Below are 23,634 nucleotides of genomic sequence, written 5' to 3'. Positions count from 1 at the left end.
CCGTAGGCCGTAGGTGGCCGCGATTAACGTTAATCAAAAGGCCGTCGCCGAATCCATTCGGCGACGGCCTTTTCGTTTTAGCTCACCGGCCTCACACGTTCCGATTGCGTACGTACTCGGGTGATAGAACCGTCGGCAGCGCCTTAGGCAAGGTGGCTGGCCAGTCACGGCTAAAGTGCAGGCCGCGGCTTTCGCGCCGTGAGCGCGCGCTTTCGACAATCAGCGACGCTACATCGACCAGGTTACGCAATTCAAGCAGGTCGCGACTCACCTTGAAGTTTGCGTAATACTCGTGGATCTCGTCGCGCAGCAGAGCCAGCCGGTGTTTTGCGCGCGCCAGCCGCTTGTCGGTACGCACGATGCCGACGTAATTCCACATGAGCCGGCGCAATTCGTCCCAATTGTGCGCGACCACGACTTCTTCATCTGGGTCGGACACGCGGCTTTCGTCCCAGTCCGGCAGCGGCGCGTGGACGGCGGCGCTGAAGCCTTCCTGCTCGATGGCCTGCGCGGCGGAGCGGCCAATCACCAGGCATTCGAGCAGTGAGTTGCTGGCGAGCCGGTTCGCGCCATGCAAGCCCGTGCACGAAGTTTCGCCGACGGCATACAAGCCCGCGAGATCGGTGCGACCAGCCAGATCGGTGACGACGCCGCCGCACGTGTAGTGCGCAGCCGGCACAACCGGGATGGGCTCTTTGGTGATGTCGATGCCGAATTCCAGGCAGCGCGCCAGAATCGTCGGGAAGTGCTCGTGCAAAAATTCCGGCGATTGATGACTGATGTCGAGATACACGCAATCGATACCGCGCTTCTTGATCTCGAAATCGATCGCACGCGCGACGATGTCGCGTGGTGCCAGCTCGGCGCGTTCGTCGTGCTGCGGCATGAAACGCGTGCCGTCGGGCAGCTTCAGGATGCCGCCTTCACCGCGCACCGCTTCCGAAATCAGGAACGAACCTGCATACGGATGGAACAGGCAGGTCGGGTGGAACTGGATGAATTCCATATTCGACACGCGACAGCCCGCCCGCCAGGCCATCGCGATGCCGTCGCCGGTCGCGGTGTCGGGATTGGTGGTGTAGAGGTAGACCTTGCCCGCACCGCCAGTGGCGAGCACGGTGTGTGGCGCTTCGATGGTCACAGTGCGGCCGCTTTGCAGGTCAAGTGCGTAAAGCCCATGGCAACGACGGCCCGGCAGACCGAGGCGGTCTGACGTGATCAGGTCGATCGCGTAGTGATCTTCGAGGAGTGTGATGTTCGGATGGCGGCGCACGCGCTCACTGAGCGTGGCGACCACGGCGTGGCCAGTTGCGTCCGCGGCATGAATGATCCGGCGATGACTATGACCGCCTTCACGCGTCAGATGAAAGCCGAGTTCGGCGGCATCGTCTTTGGTAAAGGGCACGCCTTGCCCGATCAGCCATTCGATCGCGGCACGCCCGTGCTCGACGATAAAGCGCGTTGCCGCTTCGTCGCACAGGCCGCCACCGGCAATCAGCGTATCGCGAACGTGATTTTCGATGCTGTCTGCCGAGTCCAGCACCGCAGCGATGCCGCCTTGCGCCCAGTCGCTCGCGCCTTCGGTCATCGATCGCTTGGCGACCACCGCAACCCGCCGCGTCTCCGCCAGGTTGAGCGCGACGCTCAGGCCAGCCAGACCGCTTCCGACAATCGCCACATCGAATTCCATTACTCACATCTCCGTCTATCGTTTTTCCATGACGGCGCGCTATGCGCTCGCCGCTAAAACGAGAAAGGATACGCGTCGCAAGGTCCGAGCGAAAGCTGGCCGAACGGCATAAGACTATTCGCGAGAGCAAAGGGGGAGGCCGAAACGCAAACACCGGCAGAAAACAAAAAAGCCTCGCATAAATGCGAGGCTTCTCTGTTGTCTTTTGCCTTCGTCTGGCTGGAGCCAAGATTATTTAATCTTGGTTTCCTTGTAGTCAACGTGCTTACGGACGACCGGATCAAATTTCTTGATCAGCATCTTTTCCGGCATGTTGCGTTTGTTCTTCGTCGTCGTGTAGAAGTGACCCGTACCTGCGGTCGATTCCAACTTGATCTTGTCGCGTGCGCCTTTCGCCATGATTTACTCCTTAGGCTTCACCGCGTGCGCGCAGATCTGCGAGCACAGCGTCGATACCGTTCTTGTCGATCAAGCGCAGACCGGCGTTCGAAATGCGCAGACGCACGAAACGGTTTTCGCTTTCCACCCAAATACGGCGGCTTTGCAGGTTCGGAAGGAACCGGCGCTTGGTTTTGTTGTTCGCGTGGGAAACGTTGTTGCCGCTCATCGGCGCTTTCCCAGTTACTTGGCATACGCGTGCCATGAGAGCACTCCTAATACGCTAATTCTGAGTTCGAACGCCGTGAAAGTTTCCCGAAAAGAGCCGCGCTTAAGTGTGAGAACTAGAGACGCTTGACCTTTCCGGAACGCCTTAATGGCTTCGGAACAGGGGGTTGGAAATAGGCAAACCGGAATTATAGCGGAAAAAAAGCCGCAAAATCAAACCTTATTTGCGATGCCGGATACGACGATACGCAGCCGAGGTCCCGGTTCTGTCCCCGTCAAGGCCAGCCGGCGCGGGCGAACGAGTAAACGTCGTCGGCTCCGATCACGAGATGATCGACCAGTTGCACGTCGATCAAAGCAAGCGCGTCGCGCAGCGTATGCGTCAGGCGGCAATCGCTTGCGCTTGGCTGCACGGCGCCGGAAGGGTGATTATGCGCAACGATCAGGCTGGCCGCATTAAGGCTCAACGCGCGCCGCACAATTTCGCGCGGATACACCGCCATGCGCGTCAGCGAGCCTTGTGCGCTTTCCTCGCACCGGATCAGCCGATGCCGGGCGTCGAGAAATAGCGACACGAAAACCTCCTGCGGACGTCCGCCGATCAGCAGGCGCAGGTAGTTTTCCACGTCTTCAGGCGAATTCATCAACTCGCGTTTGCGCATTTTATCGACTAGCGAGCGGCGAGCCATTTCCATGATCGCGAGCAGTTGCGCCTTTTTCGCCGGGCCCATGCCACGAATCCCGTCGAAATCCGTGTAAGTCGCGTCGAGCATGGCGCGCAGCGAGCCAAAACGGTCGAGCAAAACCTGCGCGATGCTGAAAACGTCGTGATCGGGCAGCCCCGAGCCAAGGACCAGCACGATCAGCTCGGTGTCCGATAGCACGCCCGCCCCTTGGTTGATCAGCCGTTCGCGCGGCATGTCGTTTTTATGCCATTTCCCGCGTAGCAGGGATGTCTTCGTCTGTGCCCGCGTGTGGGGCGGCGGCGGTTGTGGCGGCAACGCTTGCTGCAACACCGTATCTGCTGGCGCCTGGTCGATCGTACTGCTGTGATCGTGCATATATATAGAGTCCTCCGCTGTGGGCATGGCTGCAGCGCAATGCCGCGGACATGCCCCTACGCGCGCGACGGAGCCAAGCCGTCGCCCGCTATGTGGCTTACAATAGGCGCTTTGCGCACGGCACCCCCGACGGTTTGCCACACGCGTCGACTGCGCCAGCGGCGCACGCGTGCAGCGCGCTTCGACTGAGCGAGCATTGCATGAGCATCATCGACATTTCCGAAGTGAAACCGGGTTCACACGTGACGCTTCACTACCGGCTTTCCCTTGCCGATGGCGCCGAAGTCATCAACACTTTCACCGACAAGCCGGCCACGCTGCTGCTCGGCGCCGGTCAACTGGCGCCGCCGCTGGAAGACATTTTGCTGGGTTTGAAGGTCGGCCACCATTCGACCTTTCAGCTAGAGCCGGGTCAGGCGTTCGGTCCGCGTAATCCGGAGCTGATCCAGCGCGTGTCGCTGGCTACGCTGCGTGAAAACAGCATGATCGGTGAGGATTTTTCGCCGGGTGATCTGGTCGAATTCAACGCGCCAGGTGGCGGCCGTTACGCCGGCGTGCTGAAAGAAGTCGGCGAGACGTCGGCCCTGTTCGATTTCAACCATCCGCTTGCCGGCCAGGCGCTGGCGTTTGAAGTGAAAATCATCGGGATTCTGTAAACATGAGCATCACGGACACGACTCTTGCCGAAACCGAGATCCTGCTGGCACAGCCGCGCGGGTTCTGCGCCGGTGTCGATCGGGCTATCGAGATCGTCGAGCGCGCCATCAAGCTGCACGGTTCCCCTATCTACGTGCGTCACGAAATCGTCCATAACGCGTATGTGGTCGAAGACTTGCGCAAGAAGGGGGCGATTTTTATCGAGCGGCTCGAAGAAGTGCCGCCCGGCAATACGGTGATTTTCAGTGCGCACGGCGTGTCGAAGGCCGTGCGTTCGGAGGCGGAATCGCGCGGTTTGCGTGTGTACGACGCCACGTGTCCGCTGGTGACCAAGGTCCATATCGAAGTCGCCAAGATGCGTCAGGACGGTTTCGACATCGTCATGATTGGCCACAAGGGGCACCCTGAAGTCGAAGGCACGATGGGTCAGGCGGGCGAGGGCATGCACCTGGTCGAAGACATCGAAGACGTGCAGGCTTTGCAGTTGGCCGATCCGGAGCGCATCGCGTTCGTCACGCAAACCACGCTGTCGGTCGACGACGCCGCGCAGATCATCGGCGCGTTGAAGGCCAAGTACCCGTCCATCCGCGAGCCGAAAAAGCAGGACATCTGCTACGCGACGCAAAACCGCCAGGACGCTGTCAAGTTCATGGCGCCGCAGTGCGATGTGGTAATCGTGGTCGGAAGCCCGAACAGCTCGAACTCTAACCGTCTGCGCGAACTCGCTGAAAAACTCGGCGTGCCTGCCTATATGGTGGATTCGCCCGATCAGATCGATCCGGTCTGGGTCGAGGGTAAGCGGCGTATTGGCGTTACTGCTGGCGCTTCGGCGCCGGAGGTGCTGGCCCAGGCGGTGATCGCCCGTTTGCGTGAGCTTGGCGTGCGTAATGTTCGCGCGCTCGAAGGCATCGAGGAAAACATCGCGTTTCCGCTGCCGCGCGGGTTGGGTCTGCCAGCCTGAGTCTGATTGCCTGACAATCAGCTAACGTAACTGAAAGAAAAGCGCACCTGAGGGTGCGCTTTTTTATGTCCGCAATTTGGCAAAAGCATAATAAATAAAGTGCCAGATCATGGCGGAGTGCCGATTTTGGTGTCTTTGCGCACAAATTATTTTGAATCGACATTCAACTTTTTATCAAATCTCTATTGGTCGGTCCCCGTTTAATTCAAGCTAAACAAGTCGCACCGATTTTTGATGCACTAAGATAGTGCGTAGTCTTCGATAATTCCGCAAACGTATTACTTAACAAAAAGCGCGCAGTTATCGGGCATTGGGCGAATTCGCTGCAACACTTGATGTGACGGGGTTCAACCATGGTGCAACTGATGCACGAAAAACAGTCGCAACCCGGTTGCGCCTTTTTGAGAAATTAGCTTCCAAAATAAGGTTGCAATGCAGGAAAACCCTGTCGTTTCAACAATATTGCCCATCGCAAAATTGGAGTTACAATGCGCGCGTTCTCAAGGCCTTAAGGTCCCGAACAATGGATTTTGCAAGGCGCGGGAGACCTACTTAATGCGAGTCAAATTTGCTTACGCCGTGTCGATCGCGGCCGCAGTTGCGATGTTGACCGCGTGCGGCAAGAAGCAGGACGGCGAGGCGGGAGCGGGAGCATCGGCGGCGGTGGCGGCATCGGCTCCGGCGCCCGTGAGTGAAGCGACCATCGTGAAGATCGGCCATGCTGCCCCTTTGACGGGCGGTATCGCGCATCTGGGCAAGGACAACGAAAACGGCGCGCGTCTCGCGGTCGAGGAAATCAACAAACAGGGTTTGACGATCGACGGCCACAAGATTCAACTGGAGCTCGACGCGCAGGACGACGCGGCGGACCCGAAAACGGGCACCGCGGTTGCGCAGAAGCTCGTTGACGATCACGTAGTCGCCGTAGTTGGGCATCTGAACTCGGGCGTGTCGATTCCGGCGTCGAAGATTTATAGCGACGCGAGCATCGTGCAGATCTCGCCGTCGTCGACGAACCCCGCGTATACACAACAGGGATTCAAGACGACCTACCGGGTCGTCGCGACCGACGCGCAACAGGGACCGGCGCTCGCCAATTACGCCACGAAGGCGTTGGGCGCCAAACGCATCGCGATAGTCGACGATGCAACCGCCTACGGTAAGGGGCTCGCGGACGAATTCGCGAAGACCGTAGAAGCGAGCGGAGCGAAAGTCGTCGCACGGGAAGCGACGAACGACAAGGCCACGGATTTCCGGGCCATCCTCACGAAGATCAAGAGTGTTCAGCCGGACGTGATCATGTTCGGCGGCATGGACGCGACGGGCGGGCCGTTCACCAAACAGGCGGCGGCGCTCGGTATCAGGGCAAAAATCCTTGGCGGCGACGGCGTGTGTACCGACAAGGTGGGTGAGCTGGCGGGAACCGCCGTGCAAAACCTGGTCTGTTCGGAGGCAGGACTTGCGCTTTCGAAAATGGACCGGGGAGCGGACTTCGAGAAGAAGTACGAGGACCGCTTCCACACGCCGGTGCAGATTTACGCGCCGTTCACGTATGACGCTGTGTACGTGATCGTCGATGCAATGAAGCGCGCTAATTCGATCGAGGCGCCCAAGGTGCTGGCTGCGATGCCGTCGACCGACTACAACGGGGTAATCGGTCACATCGCGTTCGACGACAAGGGTGATTTGAAAGAGGGCGCCATTACGCTTTACGACTTCAAGGACGGCAAGAAATCCGTTCTCGACGTGGTGAAGATGTGATGACGGAACGTTCAGCCTGACGGCACCGAAACCACCCAACGGTGCCGTTTTTGCATCCGCTTAAGGCGAGCCGGCAATCGCATCACGGTTGCAGGGCAAACCGGCAGCAGATAACCCTTACCGGTCTTTTACATCAGTACCCGCAGTGCCATTGAGTTTCCGTGCAGCATCACCGCCCACCGGCTGATGAAGAACGCGAATCCAGTCGCACGGGCTAAGGAGCATTAAATGGATATCTTCATCCAGCAGGTCCTCAACGGGCTGGTGCTAGGCAGCGTCTATGCCATCATCGCACTGGGCTATACGATGGTTTACGGCATTCTGGGCATCATCAACTTCGCTCACGGCGACGTGTTGATGGTCGGCGCGATGGTCGCGCTGTCAGCCATAGGCGTGCTGCAGAACCACTTCCCCGGCCTCGGCAACGTGCCGACGCTGATCATTGCACTGATCATCGCGGCGGTTGTCTGCGCGGCGGTCGGCTATACGATCGAGCGCGTGGCCTACCGGCCGTTGCGTAAAGCGCCGCGTCTCGCGCCGCTGATTACCGCAATCGGTGTGTCGATCCTGCTGCAGACGCTGGCCATGATGATCTGGTCGCGCAACCCGCTGCCGTTCCCGCAGCTTCTGCCGACCGATCCGCTGAACGTGATCAAGGCCACTGACACCACACCCGGCGCCGTGATCTCGATGACTGAAATCGTCATCATCGTGGTCGCGTTCCTCGTGATGGGCGGTCTGCTGCTGCTCGTGCACAAGACCAAGCTCGGCCGCGCGATGCGTGCCATCGCCGAGAACCCGGGCAATGCGTCGCTGATGGGCGTGAACCCGAACTTCGTGATCTCGGCCACCTTCATGATCGGCTCGGCGCTCGCCGCTCTCGCCGGTGTAATGATCGCGTCCGAATACGGCAACGCACACTTCTACATGGGCTTCATCCCCGGTCTGAAGGCCTTTACCGCGGCGGTGCTCGGCGGCATCGGCAACCTCGGCGGCGCGATGGTCGGCGGCGTGCTGCTCGGCCTGATCGAACAGCTCGGCGCGGGTTACATCGGAAATCTGACGGGTGGTGTGTTCGGCAGTAACTATCAGGACGTGTTCGCGTTCATCGTGCTGATCATCGTGCTGGTGTTCCGTCCGTCGGGTCTGCTCGGCGAACGTGTGGCGGATCGCGCCTGATCCAGGGAGAAAAAAACATGACTTCGATTCAACCCATCGAGCCGTCCACGACGCTCATCCCTGAAAAGAACCGCACGAAGACGTGGACCGTCGGCATCATCACCGCGATCTTCGTGATCGCGGCGCCGATGATCATCGGCACGGCAGGCGGCAACTACTGGGTCCGCGTGCTCGACTTCGCGATGCTGTACGTGATGCTCGCGCTCGGCCTGAACGTGGTGGTCGGCTTCGCCGGCCTGCTGGACCTGGGCTACATCGCGTTCTACGCGGTCGGCGCTTACGTTGCCGCGTTGCTCAGCTCGCCGCATCTGTCGACGCAATTCGAGTGGATCGCGCATCTCGCGCCGAACGGGCTGCATGTGCCGTTCCTGATCATCGTGCCGTGCGCGATGGCGGTGGCCGCGCTGTTCGGCGTGCTGCTCGGCGCACCGACGCTGCGTCTGCGGGGCGACTACCTCGCCATCGTGACGTTGGGCTTCGGGGAAATCGTGCGGATTTTCATGAACAACCTCGACCGTCCGGTGAACATCACCAACGGCCCGAAGGGGATCACCGCGATCGACCCGGTGCATGTCGGCGACTTCAGCCTCGCGCAGACGCACTCGCTGTTCGGCATGCAGTTCCCGTCGGTGTACTCGTACTACTACCTGTTCGTGATCGCCGCGTTGCTGGTGATCTGGATCTGTACGCGTTTGCAGCACTCGCGTATCGGCCGTGCATGGGCCGCGATCCGCGAAGACGAAATCGCTGCGAAGGCGATGGGCATCAACACCCGCAACGTGAAGTTGCTGGCGTTCGCGATGGGCGCGTCGTTCGGCGGTCTGTCGGGCGCGATGTTCGGTTCGTTCCAGGGCTTCGTGTCGCCGGAATCGTTCACGCTGCCGGAATCGATCGTGGTGCTGGCCTGCGTGGTGCTAGGCGGCATGGGTCACATCCCGGGCGTGATTCTCGGCGCGGTGCTGCTCGCGGTGCTGCCGGAATTCCTGCGCTCGACCATGGGTCCGCTGCAGAACATGATCTTCGGCCATGAAATCGTCGATACGGAAGTGATCCGTCAGCTGGTCTACGCACTCGCGATGGTGCTGATCATGCTGTACCGCTCGGAAGGCTTGTGGCCGTCGCCGAAGCACGAAGACAAGATCGCGAAACTGTCGAAGCGCAGCGGCAAGAAGCCGGTGCGCGCGTAAGGCACCAAAGGAGAATAACTATGAGCGACAACATTCGACTTTCGGTGAAAGGCGTCAACAAACGCTTCGGCGGTCTGCAGGCTTTGTCCGACGTTGGGCTTGAGATCAAGTCGGGCCAGATTTACGGCCTGATCGGTCCGAACGGCGCAGGCAAGACGACCTTCTTCAACGTGATTACCGGCTTGTACGTACCGGATTCGGGCGAGTTCAAACTCGACGGCACGCCGTACACGCCGACTGCCGTTTATCAGGTGGCGCAGGCGGGCATTGCGCGGACGTTCCAGAACATCCGTCTGTTCGGCGGCATGACTGCGCTGGAAAACGTGATGGTCGGCCGTCACGTGCGCACGAAGCACGGCCTGATCGGCGCGGTGTTCCAGACGCCAGCCGAGCGCAAGGAAGAACGCGAGATCAAGGAACGCGCAATCGAACTGCTCGACTACGTCGGCATCGCGCAATACGCGGACTACACGTCGCGCAACCTGTCGTACGGCCATCAGCGTCGTCTGGAAATTGCGCGTGCGCTGGCAACGGACCCGAAGCTGCTCGCACTCGACGAACCGGCTGCCGGCATGAACGCAACGGAAAAAGTCGAGCTGACCAAGCTGCTCGACAAGATCCGTTCAGACGGCAAGACGATTCTGCTGATCGAACACGATGTGAAGCTGGTGATGGGTCTGTGCAACCAGATGACGGTGCTCGACTACGGCAAGGTGATTGCGCAAGGTCTGCCGCAAGACGTGCAGAAGGATCCGAAGGTGATCGAGGCTTACCTCGGCGCGGGAGTTCATTAATGGCTGCGACTATGGCAACGAGTGCAAATACCCCGATGCTCAAGATCAAGGGGCTGCAGGTCAACTACGGCGGCATTCAGGCCGTCAAGGGGATCGATCTGCAGGTGGAGCAGGGCGAACTGGTCACGCTGATCGGCGCGAACGGCGCGGGCAAGACCACGACGATGAAGGCGATCACGGGCCTGAAGCCGTACACGATCGGCGACATCGAGTACATGGGCCAGTCGATCAAGGGCATTCCGCCGCATGTGCTGCTGAAGAAGGGTCTGGCGATGGTGCCGGAAGGGCGCGGCATCTTCGCGCGGATGTCGATCGTCGAGAACATGCAGATGGGTGCTTATCTGCGTACGGATACGGACGGCATCAAGGCGGACGTCGACCGCATGTTCGGCTTCTTCCCGCGTCTGAAGGAACGTGCCGCGCAATACGCGGGCACGTTGTCGGGCGGCGAACAGCAGATGCTGGCGATGGCGCGCGCGATCATCTCGCGTCCCAAGCTGTTGTTGCTCGACGAGCCGTCGATGGGTCTGTCGCCGATCATGGTCGAGAAGATCTTCGAAGTGGTGCGCGCGATTTCCGCTGAAGGCATGACCGTGCTGCTGGTCGAGCAGAACGCGCGTCTCGCGTTGCAGGCGGCGAATCGCGGCTACGTGATGGACTCGGGTCTGGTCACGATGTCGGGCGACGCGAAGCAGATGCTCGACGATCCGAAGGTGCGCGCGGCGTATCTGGGCGAGTAAGCCGGGCCCTGCTGCACTGACGTACTGACGAAAAAAGCCGCATGCGTGTGAAACGCATGCGGCTTTTTCTTTCTGGGTACGGGCGGCGGTTTATCAGGCCGTGGTCGTCGCCGTTGCCATTGCCACCGGATCGGCCAGTTCACCCAGCCGTTTCCCAAGACTGATCACCGGATCAGCGCGATAACCGAGCGACTCGTAGAACGCGAGCAGATCCGTTTTTGCCGACAAAATCTGCAAGTTCAACTTCGGGCATCCAAGGCCGGTCAACGCCTTCTCGACATGGGCAATGAGACGTGTGCCGATACCATGACGACGCAGCGACTCATCGACCGCGAGCGAATACATCCAGCCGCGGTGCCCGTCGTAACCGCCCATCACCGTGCCGACGATACGCTCGTCAAACACAGCGACAAAGAACAGTTCAGGCTGGGTCGCCAGCTTGTTCGCAATCGACAGATGCGGATTACGCTGCGGCCGCGTCAGGTCCCGATACTCGGGGAACGCCTGTTGCCACAGCGCGATCACGGCATCGGTGTCGCTCGCGTCGAAGCGGCGGATCGATAGTGTCGCGTTTGTCGTCATACGCGTGGTCCTGTTGGATTACAGCGAGTCGAGGATCGACCGCAGCATCGTCATCATCTGGTCGATTTCTTCGTTCGTGACGTTCAGCGCCGGCATGAAACGCAGCAGGTTCGGACGCGCCGCGTTCAGCAGCAGGCCGTCGGGCTGCATGTCGCGTGCTTTCTCGACGATCAGCGGACCGTTGTCGTTGTCGAGCAGCAGCGCGCGCAGCAGGCCTTCGCCGCGCTCGCCCTTGAAGCCGCGTTCCGCCGACAACTCCAGCAGCTTCGAGCGCAGATACTCGCCACGCGCGCGCACGCCTTCGAGGAAGCCCGGCGCCGTCAGTTGCGAGATCACCGAGTAGCCGACGGCGGTCATCAGCGGATTGCCGTTGTAGGTGCCGCCCTGATCGCCCGCTTCGAATACCGCCACTTCAGCCTTCGACAACAAGGCTGCCAGCGGCACGCCGCCGCCGATGCCCTTGCCGAGCGTCATGATGTCCGGCTCGATGCCCGACAGTTCGTAGGCGAACAGGGTGCCTGCGCGGCCGCAACCGCTTTGCACTTCGTCGACGATCAGCAGCAGGTTGTGCTTCTTCGTCAGTTCGCGCAGTTGCTGCATGAATTCTTTCGTTGCGGGAATCACGCCACCTTCGCCCTGAATCGGCTCGAGCATCACCGCAACGGTCTTCGCGTTGATCAGCTTTTCAACCGACGCGATGTCGTTCAGATCCGCCTTCGGGAAACCCGGCACTTGCGGTGCGTAGATCGTGTCCCAGCCCGGCTTGCCGCTCGCCGACATCGTCGCGATCGTGCGGCCGTGGAAGCTGTGATCGAACGTGATGATTTCGAACGCGCCGTCCTTGAACTTCTTGCCCCACTTGCGCGCGAGCTTGATCGCGCCTTCGTTGGCTTCAGCGCCGCTGTTCGCGAAGAACACCTTGTCGAAGCAGCTGTGTTGCGTGAGCAGACCGGCGAGCTTCGCCATCGGCTCGTTGTAGAAGGCGGGCGACGGGTTCAGCAACAGCTTCGATTGCGTGTTCAGTGCTTCGATCATGCCGTCGTTGCAATGGCCGAGGCTATTGACCGCCCAACCCTGAATGAAGTCCAGATATCGCTTGCCGGTATTGTCGTAAAGCCACGAGCCCTTGCCGTGCGTGAAAACGATTTCGGGCCGGTTCGTGATGTACATCAGCGACTCGATCGGATACTCATTGAAATTCATGACGGCAAGCTCCAGACAACGGGGGTGAAGGGTAGATGACGGGTTGGCCTTGCAACAAAAACAACGGCCGGAAAAACAGAAAAGCCACGGCATGCCGTGGCTTTCATGATTCGAACAGCTTGCGCCTTGTGTAGCGCGAATCCGTGACGAAGCCAGCGGCGTCCCTAGGGGAGCGGCGAGCGGCGACGTCGGAGTTCGGACTGGATGCGGTTCATGCGCGAAAGAATACGACAAGAAAAGCGCCGGTGTAAACCACGAATTTGCACAAAAGCGCGACAAGGCGGATTTTTGCGCGCCTGTCGTCAGGCTGACACGTTTTGCGCGAACGGCCTGTCCGGTGCTTCGAACAGGCCGTTTTTTGCTCTGGCCAAGATCATGCGTCGAGCAATCTTTGCTCGACCCGTGCGCTTAAACCGCGTTCGCGAGATCGGCTGCGCTCGTGAACGAGTCCGCGTAGAACTCGTCTTCCGGCAGCTGGTGGTGCTGCGTGAAATCGCGTTGCGCCGACTCGACCATCACCGGCGCGCCGCACGCGTACACCTGAAACGCCGACAGATCGGGCAGATCTTCGATCACCGCGCGATGCACGAAGCCGACGCGGCCGGTCCATGCGTCGCCCGCGTCCGGTTCCGACAGCACCGGCACGAACTTGAAGTTCGGAATTTCACGCGCCCATTGTTCGGCGAGTTCGAGCAGATACAGGTCTTTCTTGCGACGCGCGCCCCAGTACAACGTCATCGGGCGATTCAGGTTCTTGAACACCGCGTGCTCGACGATCGCCTTCAGCGGCGCGAAGCCCGTGCCCGATGCCAGCAGCACGATCGGCTTGTCCGAATCTTCGCGCAGGAAGAACGTGCCGAGCGGTGCTTCGAAGCGCAGGATGTCGCGTTCTTTCATCGTGTTGAACACGTGGTCGGTGAACGCGCCACCCGGCATATGGCGGATATGCAGTTCGATCGGGCCTTCGGTATGCGGCGCGTTCGCCATCGAGTAGCTGCGACGCTTGCCGTCTTTCAGGATGAATTCGAGGTACTGGCCGGCCAGATACTGCAGACGCTCGTTGGCGGGCAGTTGCAGCTTCACGACCACAACGTCGTCGGCTTTGCGCTCGATCGCGTTCACGCGGCACGGCAGCTTCTTGACCTGCACATCGCCGACACCGGCCACTTCGCGGATGTCCACTTCGAGATCGGAGCAGGCGGTCGCGCAGCACAGCAGCGCGAGGCCGCGCGTCTTTTCGTCGTTCGACAATGCCGACGACGAATGCGCGCCCTGTTCGATCTCGCCGCTGACCACGGCGCCCTTGCACGAACCGCAAGCGCCATTCTTGCAACCGTACGGCAGGCCGATGCCCTGGCGCAACGCGGCGCTCAGCAGCGGTTCGTCCTGTTCTACCTGAAACTGCCGGCCGCTTTGCCGGAGCGTGACGTTAAATGCCATAGAGTGTTCGAAATCGTAAAGTCGGGAATCGTTATTGGCGCATCGCAGCCGTCGTATCCATCGCGCGATACCCGGGGCGCTGATACCTGGCGAGCCTGACGGCTACAATGCGTCCACCATGAAAGCGACACGAAACTTCCGCCGGCCGCGCGTGTTAATCGTAGGTTGCGGCGATGTCGGCATGCGCTGCGTGCCCCTGTTCCAGCCACACGCGCATGTTTTTGCGCTGACCAGCCACGCCGCACGCTGCGCTGAATTGCGCGCGGCGGGTGCGACGCCGCTGGTCGGCGATCTCGACGTGCGCCGCAGCCTCAAACGGCTAGCGGGCCTCGCGCCGACAGTGCTGCACCTCGCGCCACCGCAAAAAACCGGCGACGACGACAACCGGACCCGTGCGTTGCTCGCTACGCTCGGCGCGCGTCGCGGCGGCGTGTTGCGGGCCTCGTCGGCATCCGGGAGCACGCCGGTGGGGCGTTTGCGCCATGTTCGTGCTCACTTTCGCGCCTCGTGGGCGGAATCTGAGACAGCCGGTATTGTACCCGACAGGGGGTATCCGACCGCCTCTTTGCCAGCACCGGTCAGGCTGGTCTACGCGAGCACGACGGGCGTCTATGGCGACTGCGGCGGTGCGTGGATCGACGAAACGCGGACGGTGCAGCCGGCCAACGGACGCGCCAAACGGCGGGTGTCGGCGGAACGGCAATTGCGGCGGGCGGCCTCGCGCGGGAGCATCGTTGCCAGCATCGCGCGCATTCCCGGCATTTACGCGCGCAACCGTCTGCCGCTCGCACGGCTCGAAAAGCGCACGCCGGCGCTGAGCGAGACCGACGACGTCTACACCAATCACATCCATGCCGACGATCTGGCCGCGATCCTCGTGCGCCTCGTCACGCACGGCAAGCCGTCGCGGGTGATCCACGCGTCCGACGATTCGTCGCTGAAAATGGGCGAATACTTCGATGAAGTGGCCGACGCATTCGGCCTCGCGCGTCCGCCGCGTATCACGCGCGCGCAGGCCGAGGAGCAGATCGATCCGAACCTGCTGTCTTTCATGCGCGAATCGAGGCGGCTCGCGAACCGGCGTTTGAAAGACGAATTGCGTGTGCAATTGCGATTTCCGAGCGTGGAGGATTTTTTGCGCGAGTGTGGGAAGGGCTGATTCGAGGGCCGGCGCAAGGACTGACGTGCTCGACAGCGATATATCCGTGGTCTCAGCCATGACGGTCGGCGGCGCGTTGCTTCCTCAAAGAAGCCGCTGAACCCGCGCGCCGCGAAACAGCACAAATCAGCGCGACAAAACCCGGCGTCCCGAGCCATACCCGGTTAATGGTGGTCCCGTCTGGTGGCCCCGTCGCACTGCTTCAACGCATTGGCCTCGCACGGCCTACCGACTCTGACTCAAGCTCAGACTTCAGTTCAAGCTCAGGTCAGCGTCGGCAAAAATTCCAGCAGCAGGAAACACAGCATCCCGCCAATGAGCGCGCCGATCAGGTTCGGATGGTATTTGTGCCGCATCCGCATGACGACTGCCAGTCCGCCGACAAGCAGCAGGCCAAGACAAATAAAAGCAATCATCACCTGCGAGATCGCGGTCGTGCTGTCGATATGCATGGCGCCCCTCCTTGAAACCCTTTGTAGTCATTTATGGAATGAGTATAGGGCGCGCTGTAAGGAGAAGCATGTTGCAAAGCAGCAGTCGACGCATCGCGCGGACAGCCGCAGAGCCGCCACCAGCAAGCTTTTCCTGTCACATCAACGTGTTGCGAAGGTCGCGGCGCGGGCCTACCGGTTTACCCGCTCCGTAAAGAACCGAGGTCGTTTTCGTCGAGCCATTGCCATGCGCCAGGCGCCAATGTGGACGGCAACGCCAGTCCGCCGACCCGCTCGCGATGCAACGCTTCGCAGCGGTTGCCCGAGGCCGCGATCATCCGCTTGACCTGGTGGTATTTGCCTTCCATCACGGTGAGCGCCAGCGAGTGATCGTCGCGTGCTTCGGCGTCGACGGCGGCGACCGGTTTGGTCTCGCCGTGCAGCAGCACGCCCGCGCGCAACGCCTGCAATTGCGCGTCGTCGATCGGGTGTCGCGTGGTCGCGACGTACACCTTCGGCACCTTGCGTTTCGGCGACGTGAACAGGTGCACGAACTTGCCGTCGTCGGAGAGCAGCAGCAGACCGGTGGTGTCCTGATCGAGCCGGCCGACGCATTGCACGCCGCGCTCCGCGAATTGCGGCGGCAGCAGGCTGAACACGCTCAGATGATGTTGCGGATCGCGTGAACATTCGTAGCCGGCGGGCTTGTTCAGCAGCAGATACGCATGCTCGCGATACGGCCACTCGACACCGTCCACGCTGAAGCGGAACGCGTCGTCGAGAGTGGGGAGGTCGGCGTCGGCATCGGTGCAGACGCTGCCGCCGATGCTCACGCGAGCGCCGGCGACGAGCGCGCGGCATTGACGTCGCGAGCCGAAACCTTGGGTGAAGAGGAGACTTTCGAGATTCATGGCGAGCGAAGAATAACACCGCAAGAAGCGGGGCGCCCCGCGACGCAGGACGGACGACGATGGTCGCTCCATCCCGTCGCAGGAATTCAATCATGCAGGTGACTTCGCCGTCTTCGTCCACTTCGCCCAGGATCCGTTTGCCGCGCGCGTTCCGGCGGCTCGCGTGGTCGAATCTGGCCGCGCAATCCGCCGAGCAGATCAGTCTCGCCGCTGCGCCGCTCGTCGCCGTGTTCGCGCTCGGCGCCGATGCGCGCGATACCGGTCTTCTGCAAACCGCGCAGACGCTGCCGTTCCTGTTGCTCTCGTTGCCGCTAGGCGTATGGGCCGACCGCCGCTCGCGCCGCACGCTGATGACGCTCGCCGAAAGCGTGCGCGTAGTCGCGATGCTCTGCGTGCTGTTGCTCGTGCTCACCCATGCCCTGTCTCTGCCGATGCTCGCCGCGCTCGGCTTTGTCGCCGCGACCGGCACGGTGGCGTACAACGTCGCGGCGCCTTCGCTGGTGCCGTCGATCGTGCCGCGCGAAGCCTTCGCGAGCGCGAACGGCCGGCTTGAACTCGCGCGCAGTGTTGCGTATTCGGCGGGACCGGCGCTCGGCGGACTGCTGGTCGGCTGGATCGGCGCCGGTTGGGCGTACGGCTGCGCTGCGGCGATGTCGGCGACGGCCGTCGCGCTGCTGGTGAGGCTGCACGAACCGCCGCGCGCAGTCGCGCCGCGTCGTCATTTCATGCTCGAACTGCGCGACGGTACGCGCTTCGTGCTGCGCGACGCACTACTGCGTCCGATGCTCGCAACGGCGGTGTTTTTCAACCTCGGCTTCTTCATCCTGCAGGCGGTGTATGTGCCGTATGCGGTGCATCGGCTGGGGCTGTCGGCGTCGGCGGTGGGCGTGACGCTCGGCGCTTACGGTGTCGGCATGGTGTGCGGTGCGCTGGCCGCGCCCGCCATCGCGCGACGGCTGGCGTTCGGGCGTGTGCTGATCATCGGGCCGTCGTGCGGATTGCTGGCATCGCTCGTGATGGTGGCGACGCTCGTCGCACCGTCGTTCTGGCTAGCGGCGGCGAGTTTCTTCCTGCTCGGCGCGGGCCCGATTCTGTGGGTGGTCGGCAGCACCACGCTGCGCCAGGCGATCACCCCCGAACGGATGATGGGACGCGTGTCGGCGTTGATCAGCACCGCCACCTACGGCGCGCGGCCGGTGGGCGCGCTGCTCGGCGCAGTCATCAGCGCGCGCTGGAGCGTCGACGCGTGTCTGGTCGCGGCGGCAGCGGCATTTCTGGTGCAGGCGCTGATCATCTTCACGTCGCCGGCGGCGCGGCTTGCCAGCATCCCGGAGGAAGGTGCGGCAGTCTGCTGAAAATGGATTTTCATCCGGCGCGTGTGTTGCCGATCGCAGCTTAAGGCACCGCCAGGCGCCGCCCCGCAGCGTTTCGACAACGCTTCGCCAAGCTCGTATCGCTAGGTGAAAACCCTCAAAAATGAAAATGTATTTTTGTCCGACGAGTTTTTATGTAAATATAATTTCACTCAATTCAGATCAAGCCACGGCTCTGCCACGCTCGTATGAACCATCGCCCGTCTGCTGCTTCCAGTCCCGCCGAACAGGCCATCGCCGCGCACATCGCGAAGGCGATGCCGACGCTGACGCCGATTCACCGGCGCATGGGCGAATACGTGCTGGCCAATCTGTTCCGCGCGGCCACCATGCGGATCGACGAACTGGCGAGCGTGGTCGGCGCGTCGGTGGCGACGGCCAACCGCTTTGCCCGCGCGCTCGGCTTCGACGGTTATCCGCAGTTTCGCGAGGCGCTGGTGCGCGGTTTCGAAGCGACGCTCGCACCGGTCGAGCGCTTGCGCAGCGCGCAGGAATCGCTGGCGCCCGGCGACGATCTGGTCGACGCGTCGCTCGAACAGGCCGCCAGCAATCTGAACGCGACGCGCACAGCGATCGACCGTGCCGCTGCCGATGCCGCCGTCGAAGCGATCATCGCGGCTCGTCGCGTGTTCGTGCTCGGTTACGGCGCGAGCGCGTTTCTCGCCGGGCTGATGGAGCACGGGCTGACGCCATATCACGACAACGTGCAGTCGCTCGCGCTGATGGGCGGTCCGACGCATGCGGCGCGCCGTCTGTTTGCATCGAACGAAGACGATCTCGTGATCGGCATTGCGTTTCCCCGTTACGTCGAAGACACCATCGAACTCGCGCGCCGCGCAGCCAGCCGGGGTGCGCGCGTGCTGGCGCTCACCGACGGCCCGCGTTCTCCGCTCGCGCAATTCGCGAGCCTTTCGCTATACATCCGCGCGGACCGGCGGCTTGCGTCGAATGCAGATTCCGCGGTGTTGGCCGTGATCGAAGCGCTGTGCGACGCGGTGGCGTATCGCGCGACGCGTTCGGTCCAGGCGGCTGCCGAAGTCAGCGAATTCGTGCTGCCGTGGCTGGTCGATTCACAAGCCGGTACGGCTGCCCCGGCCAAAAAGCCGGTGATCGCAGCACCTCAAGCCACTCCCCGTAAAACTCGCACTCCCCACAAGAAATAATGAATTCCAACGCAGTCATTGCCATTCATGGCGGGGCAGGCACGATCCTGCGCGCGTCGATGTCGGCCAGCGCCGAAGCTGACTACCACGCCGCGCTGCATGCGGTGCTGAGCGCCGGGCAACGCGTGCTCGCCGACGGCGGCAGCGCACTCGACGCCGTCAGCGTCGCCGTGCGTCTGCTCGAAGACTGTCCGCTGTTCAACGCGGGACACGGCGCGGTGTACACCGCAGCGGGCACGCACGAACTCGACGCCGCGATCATGGACGGCAGCACGCTGGAAGCCGGCGCGGTCTGCTGTGTGAAGCGGGTGCGCAACCCAATTCTGGCAGCGCGCAGCGTGCTCGAACACAGCGAGCACGTGATGTTCACGGGCGAAGGCGCGGAAGCCTTCGCCGCCGCGCAAGGGCTCGAATTCGTCGATCCCGCCTATTTCGATACTGAAGCGCGACATCGTCAGTGGATGCTGGCGCGCGGTCAGCAACGCGCGATGCTCGATCACGACGGCGCGACGCTCGCTGCCGGCGCATCGTCATCGGCAGCGAACGACGAACCGACGCCGCACGAGCCGATCGATCCGAACCGCAAGTTCGGCACGGTGGGCGCAGTGGCGCTCGACATTCACGGACACCTCGCGGCGGCGACGTCGACGGGCGGCGTGACCAACAAGCAGGTCGGCCGGGTCGGCGATACCCCGCTGATCGGCGCAGGCTGCTACGCGGACGACGCCACCTGCGCGGTATCGACGACCGGCTCCGGCGAAATGTTCATGCGCATGGTCGCCGCGTACGACGTCGCCGCGCAGATGGCGTATCGCCAGGTGCCGTTGCAGGACGCCGCGCATGATGTGGTGATGAACCGGCTGCCGAAAATCGACGGACGCGGCGGTCTGATCGCCGTCGACGCGCAGGGCAACGTCACGTTGCCGTTCAACACCGAAGGCATGTATCGCGGCTTCGCGCGGCTCGGCGAAACACCTGAGACGGCGATTTACCGCTGAGGCGCGTGCCTGCGTCCTTGCCTGCATTTCCATCGAACCTCGCCCGAACGAATCATCGCGTGAGTGCGCGTTAGCTCACGCCAGTCGCGTCCGTATTCAAGGAACCACCGTGCCTACAGCATTGCCCACCAGCCATTCGCCTATCGACACCATGCCGCCGCAGCGCGTGCTCGCGGTCGACGATCTGTCGGTCGCGTTTCGCCGCGGCGACGCGACCTTCAATGCGGTGCGCAATCTGTCGCTGACGGTCGAGCGCGGCGAGACGCTGGCGATCGTCGGTGAATCGGGTTCGGGTAAATCGGTGACTTCGCTCGCGTTGATGCGGCTGATCGAGCAGGGCGGTGGGCGCCTTGCCGGCGGCAGCGTCATGTTCCGGCGCCGCGACGGCAGCGTGCTCGATCTCGCGAAAGCGTCGAACGGTACGATGCGTTCGATTCGCGGCGCCGACATCGCGATGATCTTCCAGGAGCCGATGACGTCGCTCAATCCGGTGTTCACGGTCGGCGATCAGATCAGCGAGGCGATTGCGCTGCATCAGGGCAAGAGCCGCAGCGCCGCGCACGCAGAAACGCTGCGTCTGCTGGAACTCGTGCGGATTCCCGAAGCGCGGCGAGTGGCGGCGCGCTTTCCGCATCAACTGTCGGGCGGCATGCGGCAGCGCGTGATGATCGCGATGGCGCTGTCGTGCAAGCCCGCGTTGCTGATCGCCGATGAACCGACCACCGCGCTCGACGTGACGATTCAGGCGCAGATCCTGCAACTGATTCGCGGCTTGCAGGACGAGATGAACATGGGCGTGATCTTCATCACGCACGACATGGGCGTGGTCGCCGAAGTGGCGGATCGCGTGCTCGTGATGTATCGCGGCGAGAAGGTGGAAGAGGGCGCGTCGGACGCGCTGTTCGCCGCGCCGTCGCATCCGTACACGAAGGCTTTGCTGGCGGCGGTGCCGCGCCTCGGCGCAATGCAGGGCACCGATCAGCCGGCGCGTTTTCCGATTCTCACCGTCGAACAGGCGAGCCTCGGCACGACCGACCAGGCGGTGCGCCCCGCCGCGGCAGTGGCGAAAGAAGCACAGCCGCTGGTGCTGCACACCACGCCGCCGATTCTGCGCGTGCGTGATCTCGTGACGCGTTTCCCGGTCAGAAGCGGCATGCTCGGCCGCGTGACGGGACGTGTGCATGCAGTCGAAAAAGTCAGCTTCGATTTGCGGCCTGGCGAAACGCTTGCGCTGGTCGGCGAATCGGGTTGCGGCAAATCGACGACGGGCCGCTCGCTGTTGCGGCTGGTCGAAAGTCAGAGCGGGTCGATCGAATTTAACGGCCGCGAAATCAGTTCGCTGACCGGCCCCGCGTTGCAGGCGCTGCGTCGCGATATCCAGTTTATTTTTCAGGACCCGTTCGCGTCGCTGAATCCGCGTTTGACGGTCGGCTTCTCGATCATGGAGCCGCTGCTCGTACACGGCGTCGCGCAAGGTGAAGAAGCGCAGGCGCGCGTCGAATGGCTGCTCGAAAAGGTCGGCTTGCCGCGCGAAGCGGCGCGTCGTTATCCGCATGAATTCTCAGGCGGTCAGCGGCAGCGGATCGCGATTGCACGCGCGCTCGCATTGAATCCGAAAGTCGTGATCGCCGATGAATCGGTGTCCGCGCTCGACGTGTCCGTGCAGGCGCAGATCGTCAATCTGATGCTGGATCTGCAGCGCGAACTCGGTGTCGCGTACCTGTTCATTTCGCACGACATGGCGGTGGTCGAGCGTGTCAGTCATCGCGTGGCGGTGATGTATCTCGGCCAGATCGTCGAGATCGGGCCGCGTCGCGCGGTGTTCGAAGCGCCGCAGCATCCGTACACGAAGAAGCTGATGGGCGCGGTGCCGGTGGCCGACCCGGCGCGCCGTCACGCAAAACGCCAACTCGCCGTGGATGAAATTCCCAGCCCGATTCGCGCACTGGACGACGAGCCGGTCGTCGCGCCGCTCGTCGCGGTCGGACCGGATCACTACGTCGCACAGCATCGAATTGGCGGCGCGTACTGAAGTGGATCGATCCACGCAGTCTGAAGCAATCCGAAGCACCTTGAAGCAAAAAACCAAAGCAAAACGATTTTTTCGCAGCCTCTCAACCTGATTTATCTAGCGGCCTGGAGCCAATCTCATGAACCTGCTGGTCCCGTCTTCTCCGTTTCGTTTGCGCGCGCTGATTAGCGGCGGCGCGGTGGTGTTCGCGATGCTCGCGGGCAATGCGGCGCACGCCGACACCCAGGCCGTGATGGCCGTCGCGTCGACCTTCACGACGCTCGATCCGTACGATGCGAACGACACGCTGTCGCAAGCCGTTTCCAAATCGTTCTATCAAGGGCTGTTCGGCTTCGACAAGGACATGAAACTGATCAACGTGCTGGCCGACAGCTATGAAGCGAGCCCCGACGCGCGTGTCTTTACGTTCAAGCTGCGCCACGGTGTGAAGTTCCAGGACGGCAGCGATTTCAACGCGGCGGCCGTGAAAGCGAACTTCGACCGCGTGACCGATCCGGCGAACAAGCTCAAGCGCTACAACATGTTCAGCCGTATCGACAAAACCGAAGTGGTCGATCCGTACACGGTAAAGGTCACGCTGAAGACGCCGTTCTCGGCGTTCGTCAACGTGCTCGCACATCCGTCGGCGGTGATGATTTCGCCGGCCGCGATGAAGAAATACGGCAAGGACATCGCGTTCCATCCGGTCGGCACGGGTCCGTTCGAACTCGTGAAGTGGGACCCGGCGGGCGATCTGACGGTGAAGAAGTTCACCGGTTACTGGAAGAAGGGCTACCCGAAGATCGACGCGATCGACTGGAAGCCGGTGGTCGACAACAACACGCGCGCCGCGCTGATGAGCACCGGCGAAGCGGACTTCGCGTTCCAGGTGCCGTACGAACAGGCCGCGCAATTGCAGTCGAACCCGAAGGTCGATCTGGTCGCCGCGCCGTCGATCATCGAGCGCTATATCAGCCTGAACGTGAACCAGAAGCCGTTCGACAACCCGAAGGTGCGCGAAGCGCTGAACTACGCGATCAACAAGGACGCGCTGGTCAAGGTGGCGTTCTCCGGTTATGCGACGCCGGCTGAAGGCGTGGTGCCGCAAGGTGTCGACTACGCGACGAAGCTCGGCCCATGGCCGTACGATCCGGCGAAGGCGCGCGCGCTGCTGAAGGAAGCGGGTTATCCGAACGGTTTCGAAACGACGTTGTGGTCCGCATATAACTACTCGACCGCGCAGAAGGTGATCCAGTTCGTGCAGCAGCAACTCGCGCAGGTCGGCGTGAAGGCGCAGGTTGAAGCGCTCGAAGCGGGGCAGCGCGTCGCCAAGGTGGAAAGCGCGCAGGACCCGGCGAAGGCGCCGGTGCGGATGTACTACATCGGCTGGTCGTCGTCGACGGGTGAGGCTGACTGGGCGATTTCGCCGCTGCTCGCGTCCGCGTCGTTCCCGCCGAAGATGATGAACACCGCGTACTACAAAAACGATACGGTCGACAGCGATCTGAAGCAGGCGCTTGAAACCACCGACCGCACGCAGAAGACCGCGCTCTACACCGACGCGCAAAAGCGCATCTGGACCGACGCGCCGTGGATCTTCCTCGTGAAGGAGAAGGTCGTGTACGCGCGCAGCAAGCGTCTGTCGGGTGCGTACGTCGCGCCGGACGGCTCGTTCAATTTCGACGAAATCGCGATTAAGTAATCCGATGAGTGCCGCGTCCGTTGCG

22 protein-coding genes are annotated in these 23,634 nt (G+C 62.0%); 13 read left to right on the top strand and 9 right to left on the bottom strand.

Annotated features, from left to right (window positions below; genetic code table 11):
* Positions 1 to 91 precede the first annotated feature (91 nt).
* The 4 genes from nadB to radC all read right to left on the bottom strand — a co-directional run bounded on the left by nadB (position 92) and on the right by radC (position 3,357).
* Complete coding sequence (nadB, locus tag BLS41_RS13810) at positions 92 to 1,690, bottom strand: L-aspartate oxidase (protein WP_074765346.1); 1,599 nt, start codon at positions 1,688 to 1,690, stop codon at positions 92 to 94.
* A 231-nt stretch (positions 1,691 to 1,921) separates the two neighbouring features.
* Positions 1,922 to 2,089 (bottom strand): 50S ribosomal protein L33, encoded by a 168-nt coding sequence (rpmG, locus tag BLS41_RS13805; protein WP_006050116.1) that lies wholly within the window; start codon positions 2,087 to 2,089, stop codon positions 1,922 to 1,924.
* A gap of 10 nt (positions 2,090 to 2,099) precedes the next feature.
* Positions 2,100 to 2,333, bottom strand: a complete 234-nt coding sequence (gene rpmB, locus BLS41_RS13800; protein ID WP_064268656.1) for a 50S ribosomal protein L28 — start codon at positions 2,331 to 2,333, stop codon at positions 2,100 to 2,102.
* Positions 2,334 to 2,571: 238 nt separating this feature from the next.
* A complete protein-coding gene (gene radC / locus BLS41_RS13795; protein WP_074765344.1) occupies positions 2,572 to 3,357 on the bottom strand; it encodes a RadC family protein in 786 nt (261 codons plus the stop codon).
* A gap of 200 nt (positions 3,358 to 3,557) precedes the next feature.
* Between radC and BLS41_RS13790 the strand changes: the two genes are divergently transcribed.
* The 7 genes from BLS41_RS13790 (at position 3,558) to BLS41_RS13760 (ending at position 10,636) form a co-directional block, all read left to right on the top strand.
* On the top strand, positions 3,558 to 4,013 hold the full coding sequence (locus tag BLS41_RS13790; RefSeq protein WP_074765342.1) for an FKBP-type peptidyl-prolyl cis-trans isomerase: 456 nt from the start codon (positions 3,558 to 3,560) through the stop codon (positions 4,011 to 4,013).
* A 2-nt stretch (positions 4,014 to 4,015) separates the two neighbouring features.
* A complete protein-coding gene (ispH, locus tag BLS41_RS13785; protein WP_074765340.1) occupies positions 4,016 to 4,975 on the top strand; it encodes a 4-hydroxy-3-methylbut-2-enyl diphosphate reductase in 960 nt (319 codons plus the stop codon).
* Between the two features lie 555 nt (positions 4,976 to 5,530).
* Complete coding sequence (locus BLS41_RS13780; protein WP_074765338.1) at positions 5,531 to 6,736, top strand: branched-chain amino acid ABC transporter substrate-binding protein; 1,206 nt, start codon at positions 5,531 to 5,533, stop codon at positions 6,734 to 6,736.
* A gap of 228 nt (positions 6,737 to 6,964) precedes the next feature.
* On the top strand, positions 6,965 to 7,915 hold the full coding sequence (locus tag BLS41_RS13775; RefSeq protein WP_074765336.1) for a branched-chain amino acid ABC transporter permease: 951 nt from the start codon (positions 6,965 to 6,967) through the stop codon (positions 7,913 to 7,915).
* 17 nt (positions 7,916 to 7,932) lie between these two features.
* On the top strand, positions 7,933 to 9,102 hold the full coding sequence (locus tag BLS41_RS13770) for a branched-chain amino acid ABC transporter permease (RefSeq protein WP_074765334.1): 1,170 nt from the start codon (positions 7,933 to 7,935) through the stop codon (positions 9,100 to 9,102).
* 20 nt (positions 9,103 to 9,122) lie between these two features.
* Positions 9,123 to 9,896, top strand: coding sequence for an ABC transporter ATP-binding protein (locus tag BLS41_RS13765; protein ID WP_074765332.1), 774 nt, complete (start codon positions 9,123 to 9,125; stop codon positions 9,894 to 9,896).
* 35 nt (positions 9,897 to 9,931) lie between these two features.
* Positions 9,932 to 10,636 carry an ABC transporter ATP-binding protein gene (locus BLS41_RS13760; protein ID WP_074766530.1) on the top strand — a complete coding sequence of 235 codons (705 nt, stop codon included), beginning with the start codon at positions 9,932 to 9,934 and terminating at the stop codon, positions 10,634 to 10,636.
* 93 nt (positions 10,637 to 10,729) lie between these two features.
* Here BLS41_RS13760 and BLS41_RS13755 read toward each other — a convergent pair whose 3' ends face one another.
* The 3 genes from BLS41_RS13755 to BLS41_RS13745 form a co-directional block, all read right to left on the bottom strand.
* The gene (locus tag BLS41_RS13755; RefSeq protein ID WP_074765330.1) at positions 10,730 to 11,218 is read right to left on the bottom strand and encodes a GNAT family acetyltransferase; all 489 of its coding nucleotides are present in this window, start codon (positions 11,216 to 11,218) and stop codon (positions 10,730 to 10,732) included.
* An 18-nt stretch (positions 11,219 to 11,236) separates the two neighbouring features.
* On the bottom strand, positions 11,237 to 12,421 hold the full coding sequence (locus BLS41_RS13750) for an acetylornithine transaminase (RefSeq protein ID WP_074765327.1): 1,185 nt from the start codon (positions 12,419 to 12,421) through the stop codon (positions 11,237 to 11,239).
* Positions 12,422 to 12,829: 408 nt separating this feature from the next.
* The gene (locus tag BLS41_RS13745; RefSeq protein WP_074765325.1) at positions 12,830 to 13,861 is read right to left on the bottom strand and encodes a CDP-6-deoxy-delta-3,4-glucoseen reductase; all 1,032 of its coding nucleotides are present in this window, start codon (positions 13,859 to 13,861) and stop codon (positions 12,830 to 12,832) included.
* A 118-nt stretch (positions 13,862 to 13,979) separates the two neighbouring features.
* Between BLS41_RS13745 and BLS41_RS13740 the strand changes: the two genes are divergently transcribed.
* Complete coding sequence (locus BLS41_RS13740) at positions 13,980 to 15,020, top strand: Rossmann-fold NAD(P)-binding domain-containing protein (RefSeq protein WP_074765323.1); 1,041 nt, start codon at positions 13,980 to 13,982, stop codon at positions 15,018 to 15,020.
* 263 nt (positions 15,021 to 15,283) lie between these two features.
* Here BLS41_RS13740 and BLS41_RS13735 read toward each other — a convergent pair whose 3' ends face one another.
* Together BLS41_RS13735 and BLS41_RS13730 are read right to left on the bottom strand one after the other, a co-directional pair.
* Positions 15,284 to 15,472, bottom strand: coding sequence for a hypothetical protein (locus tag BLS41_RS13735; protein ID WP_074765321.1), 189 nt, complete (start codon positions 15,470 to 15,472; stop codon positions 15,284 to 15,286).
* Between the two features lie 179 nt (positions 15,473 to 15,651).
* Positions 15,652 to 16,362 (bottom strand): pseudouridine synthase, encoded by a 711-nt coding sequence (locus BLS41_RS13730; RefSeq protein ID WP_074765319.1) that lies wholly within the window; start codon positions 16,360 to 16,362, stop codon positions 15,652 to 15,654.
* Positions 16,363 to 16,454: 92 nt separating this feature from the next.
* Between BLS41_RS13730 and BLS41_RS13725 the strand changes: the two genes are divergently transcribed.
* From BLS41_RS13725 to gsiB, 5 genes are all read left to right on the top strand, one after another.
* Positions 16,455 to 17,717 (top strand): MFS transporter, encoded by a 1,263-nt coding sequence (locus BLS41_RS13725; RefSeq protein WP_074765317.1) that lies wholly within the window; start codon positions 16,455 to 16,457, stop codon positions 17,715 to 17,717.
* Positions 17,718 to 17,923: 206 nt separating this feature from the next.
* The gene (locus BLS41_RS13720) at positions 17,924 to 18,898 is read left to right on the top strand and encodes a MurR/RpiR family transcriptional regulator (protein ID WP_074765315.1); all 975 of its coding nucleotides are present in this window, start codon (positions 17,924 to 17,926) and stop codon (positions 18,896 to 18,898) included.
* Entirely contained in the window at positions 18,898 to 19,896 is a 999-nt protein-coding gene (locus tag BLS41_RS13715) for an isoaspartyl peptidase/L-asparaginase family protein (protein WP_074765313.1), read from the top strand. The genes BLS41_RS13720 and BLS41_RS13715 overlap by 1 nt, the downstream gene beginning before the upstream one ends.
* 151 nt (positions 19,897 to 20,047) lie before the next feature.
* Complete coding sequence (locus tag BLS41_RS13710) at positions 20,048 to 21,928, top strand: dipeptide ABC transporter ATP-binding protein (protein ID WP_253189679.1); 1,881 nt, start codon at positions 20,048 to 20,050, stop codon at positions 21,926 to 21,928.
* Positions 21,929 to 22,046: 118 nt separating this feature from the next.
* Entirely contained in the window at positions 22,047 to 23,609 is a 1,563-nt protein-coding gene (gsiB, locus tag BLS41_RS13705; RefSeq protein ID WP_074765309.1) for a glutathione ABC transporter substrate-binding protein GsiB, read from the top strand.
* Positions 23,610 to 23,634 lie beyond the last annotated feature (25 nt).

The sequence above is a fragment of the Paraburkholderia fungorum genome, assembly GCF_900099835.1.
GTDB classification, from domain to species: domain Bacteria; phylum Pseudomonadota; class Gammaproteobacteria; order Burkholderiales; family Burkholderiaceae; genus Paraburkholderia; species Paraburkholderia fungorum_A.
Note: the sequence above shows the minus strand (reverse complement) of the source record. Positions and strands in the feature narration are given on the sequence as shown.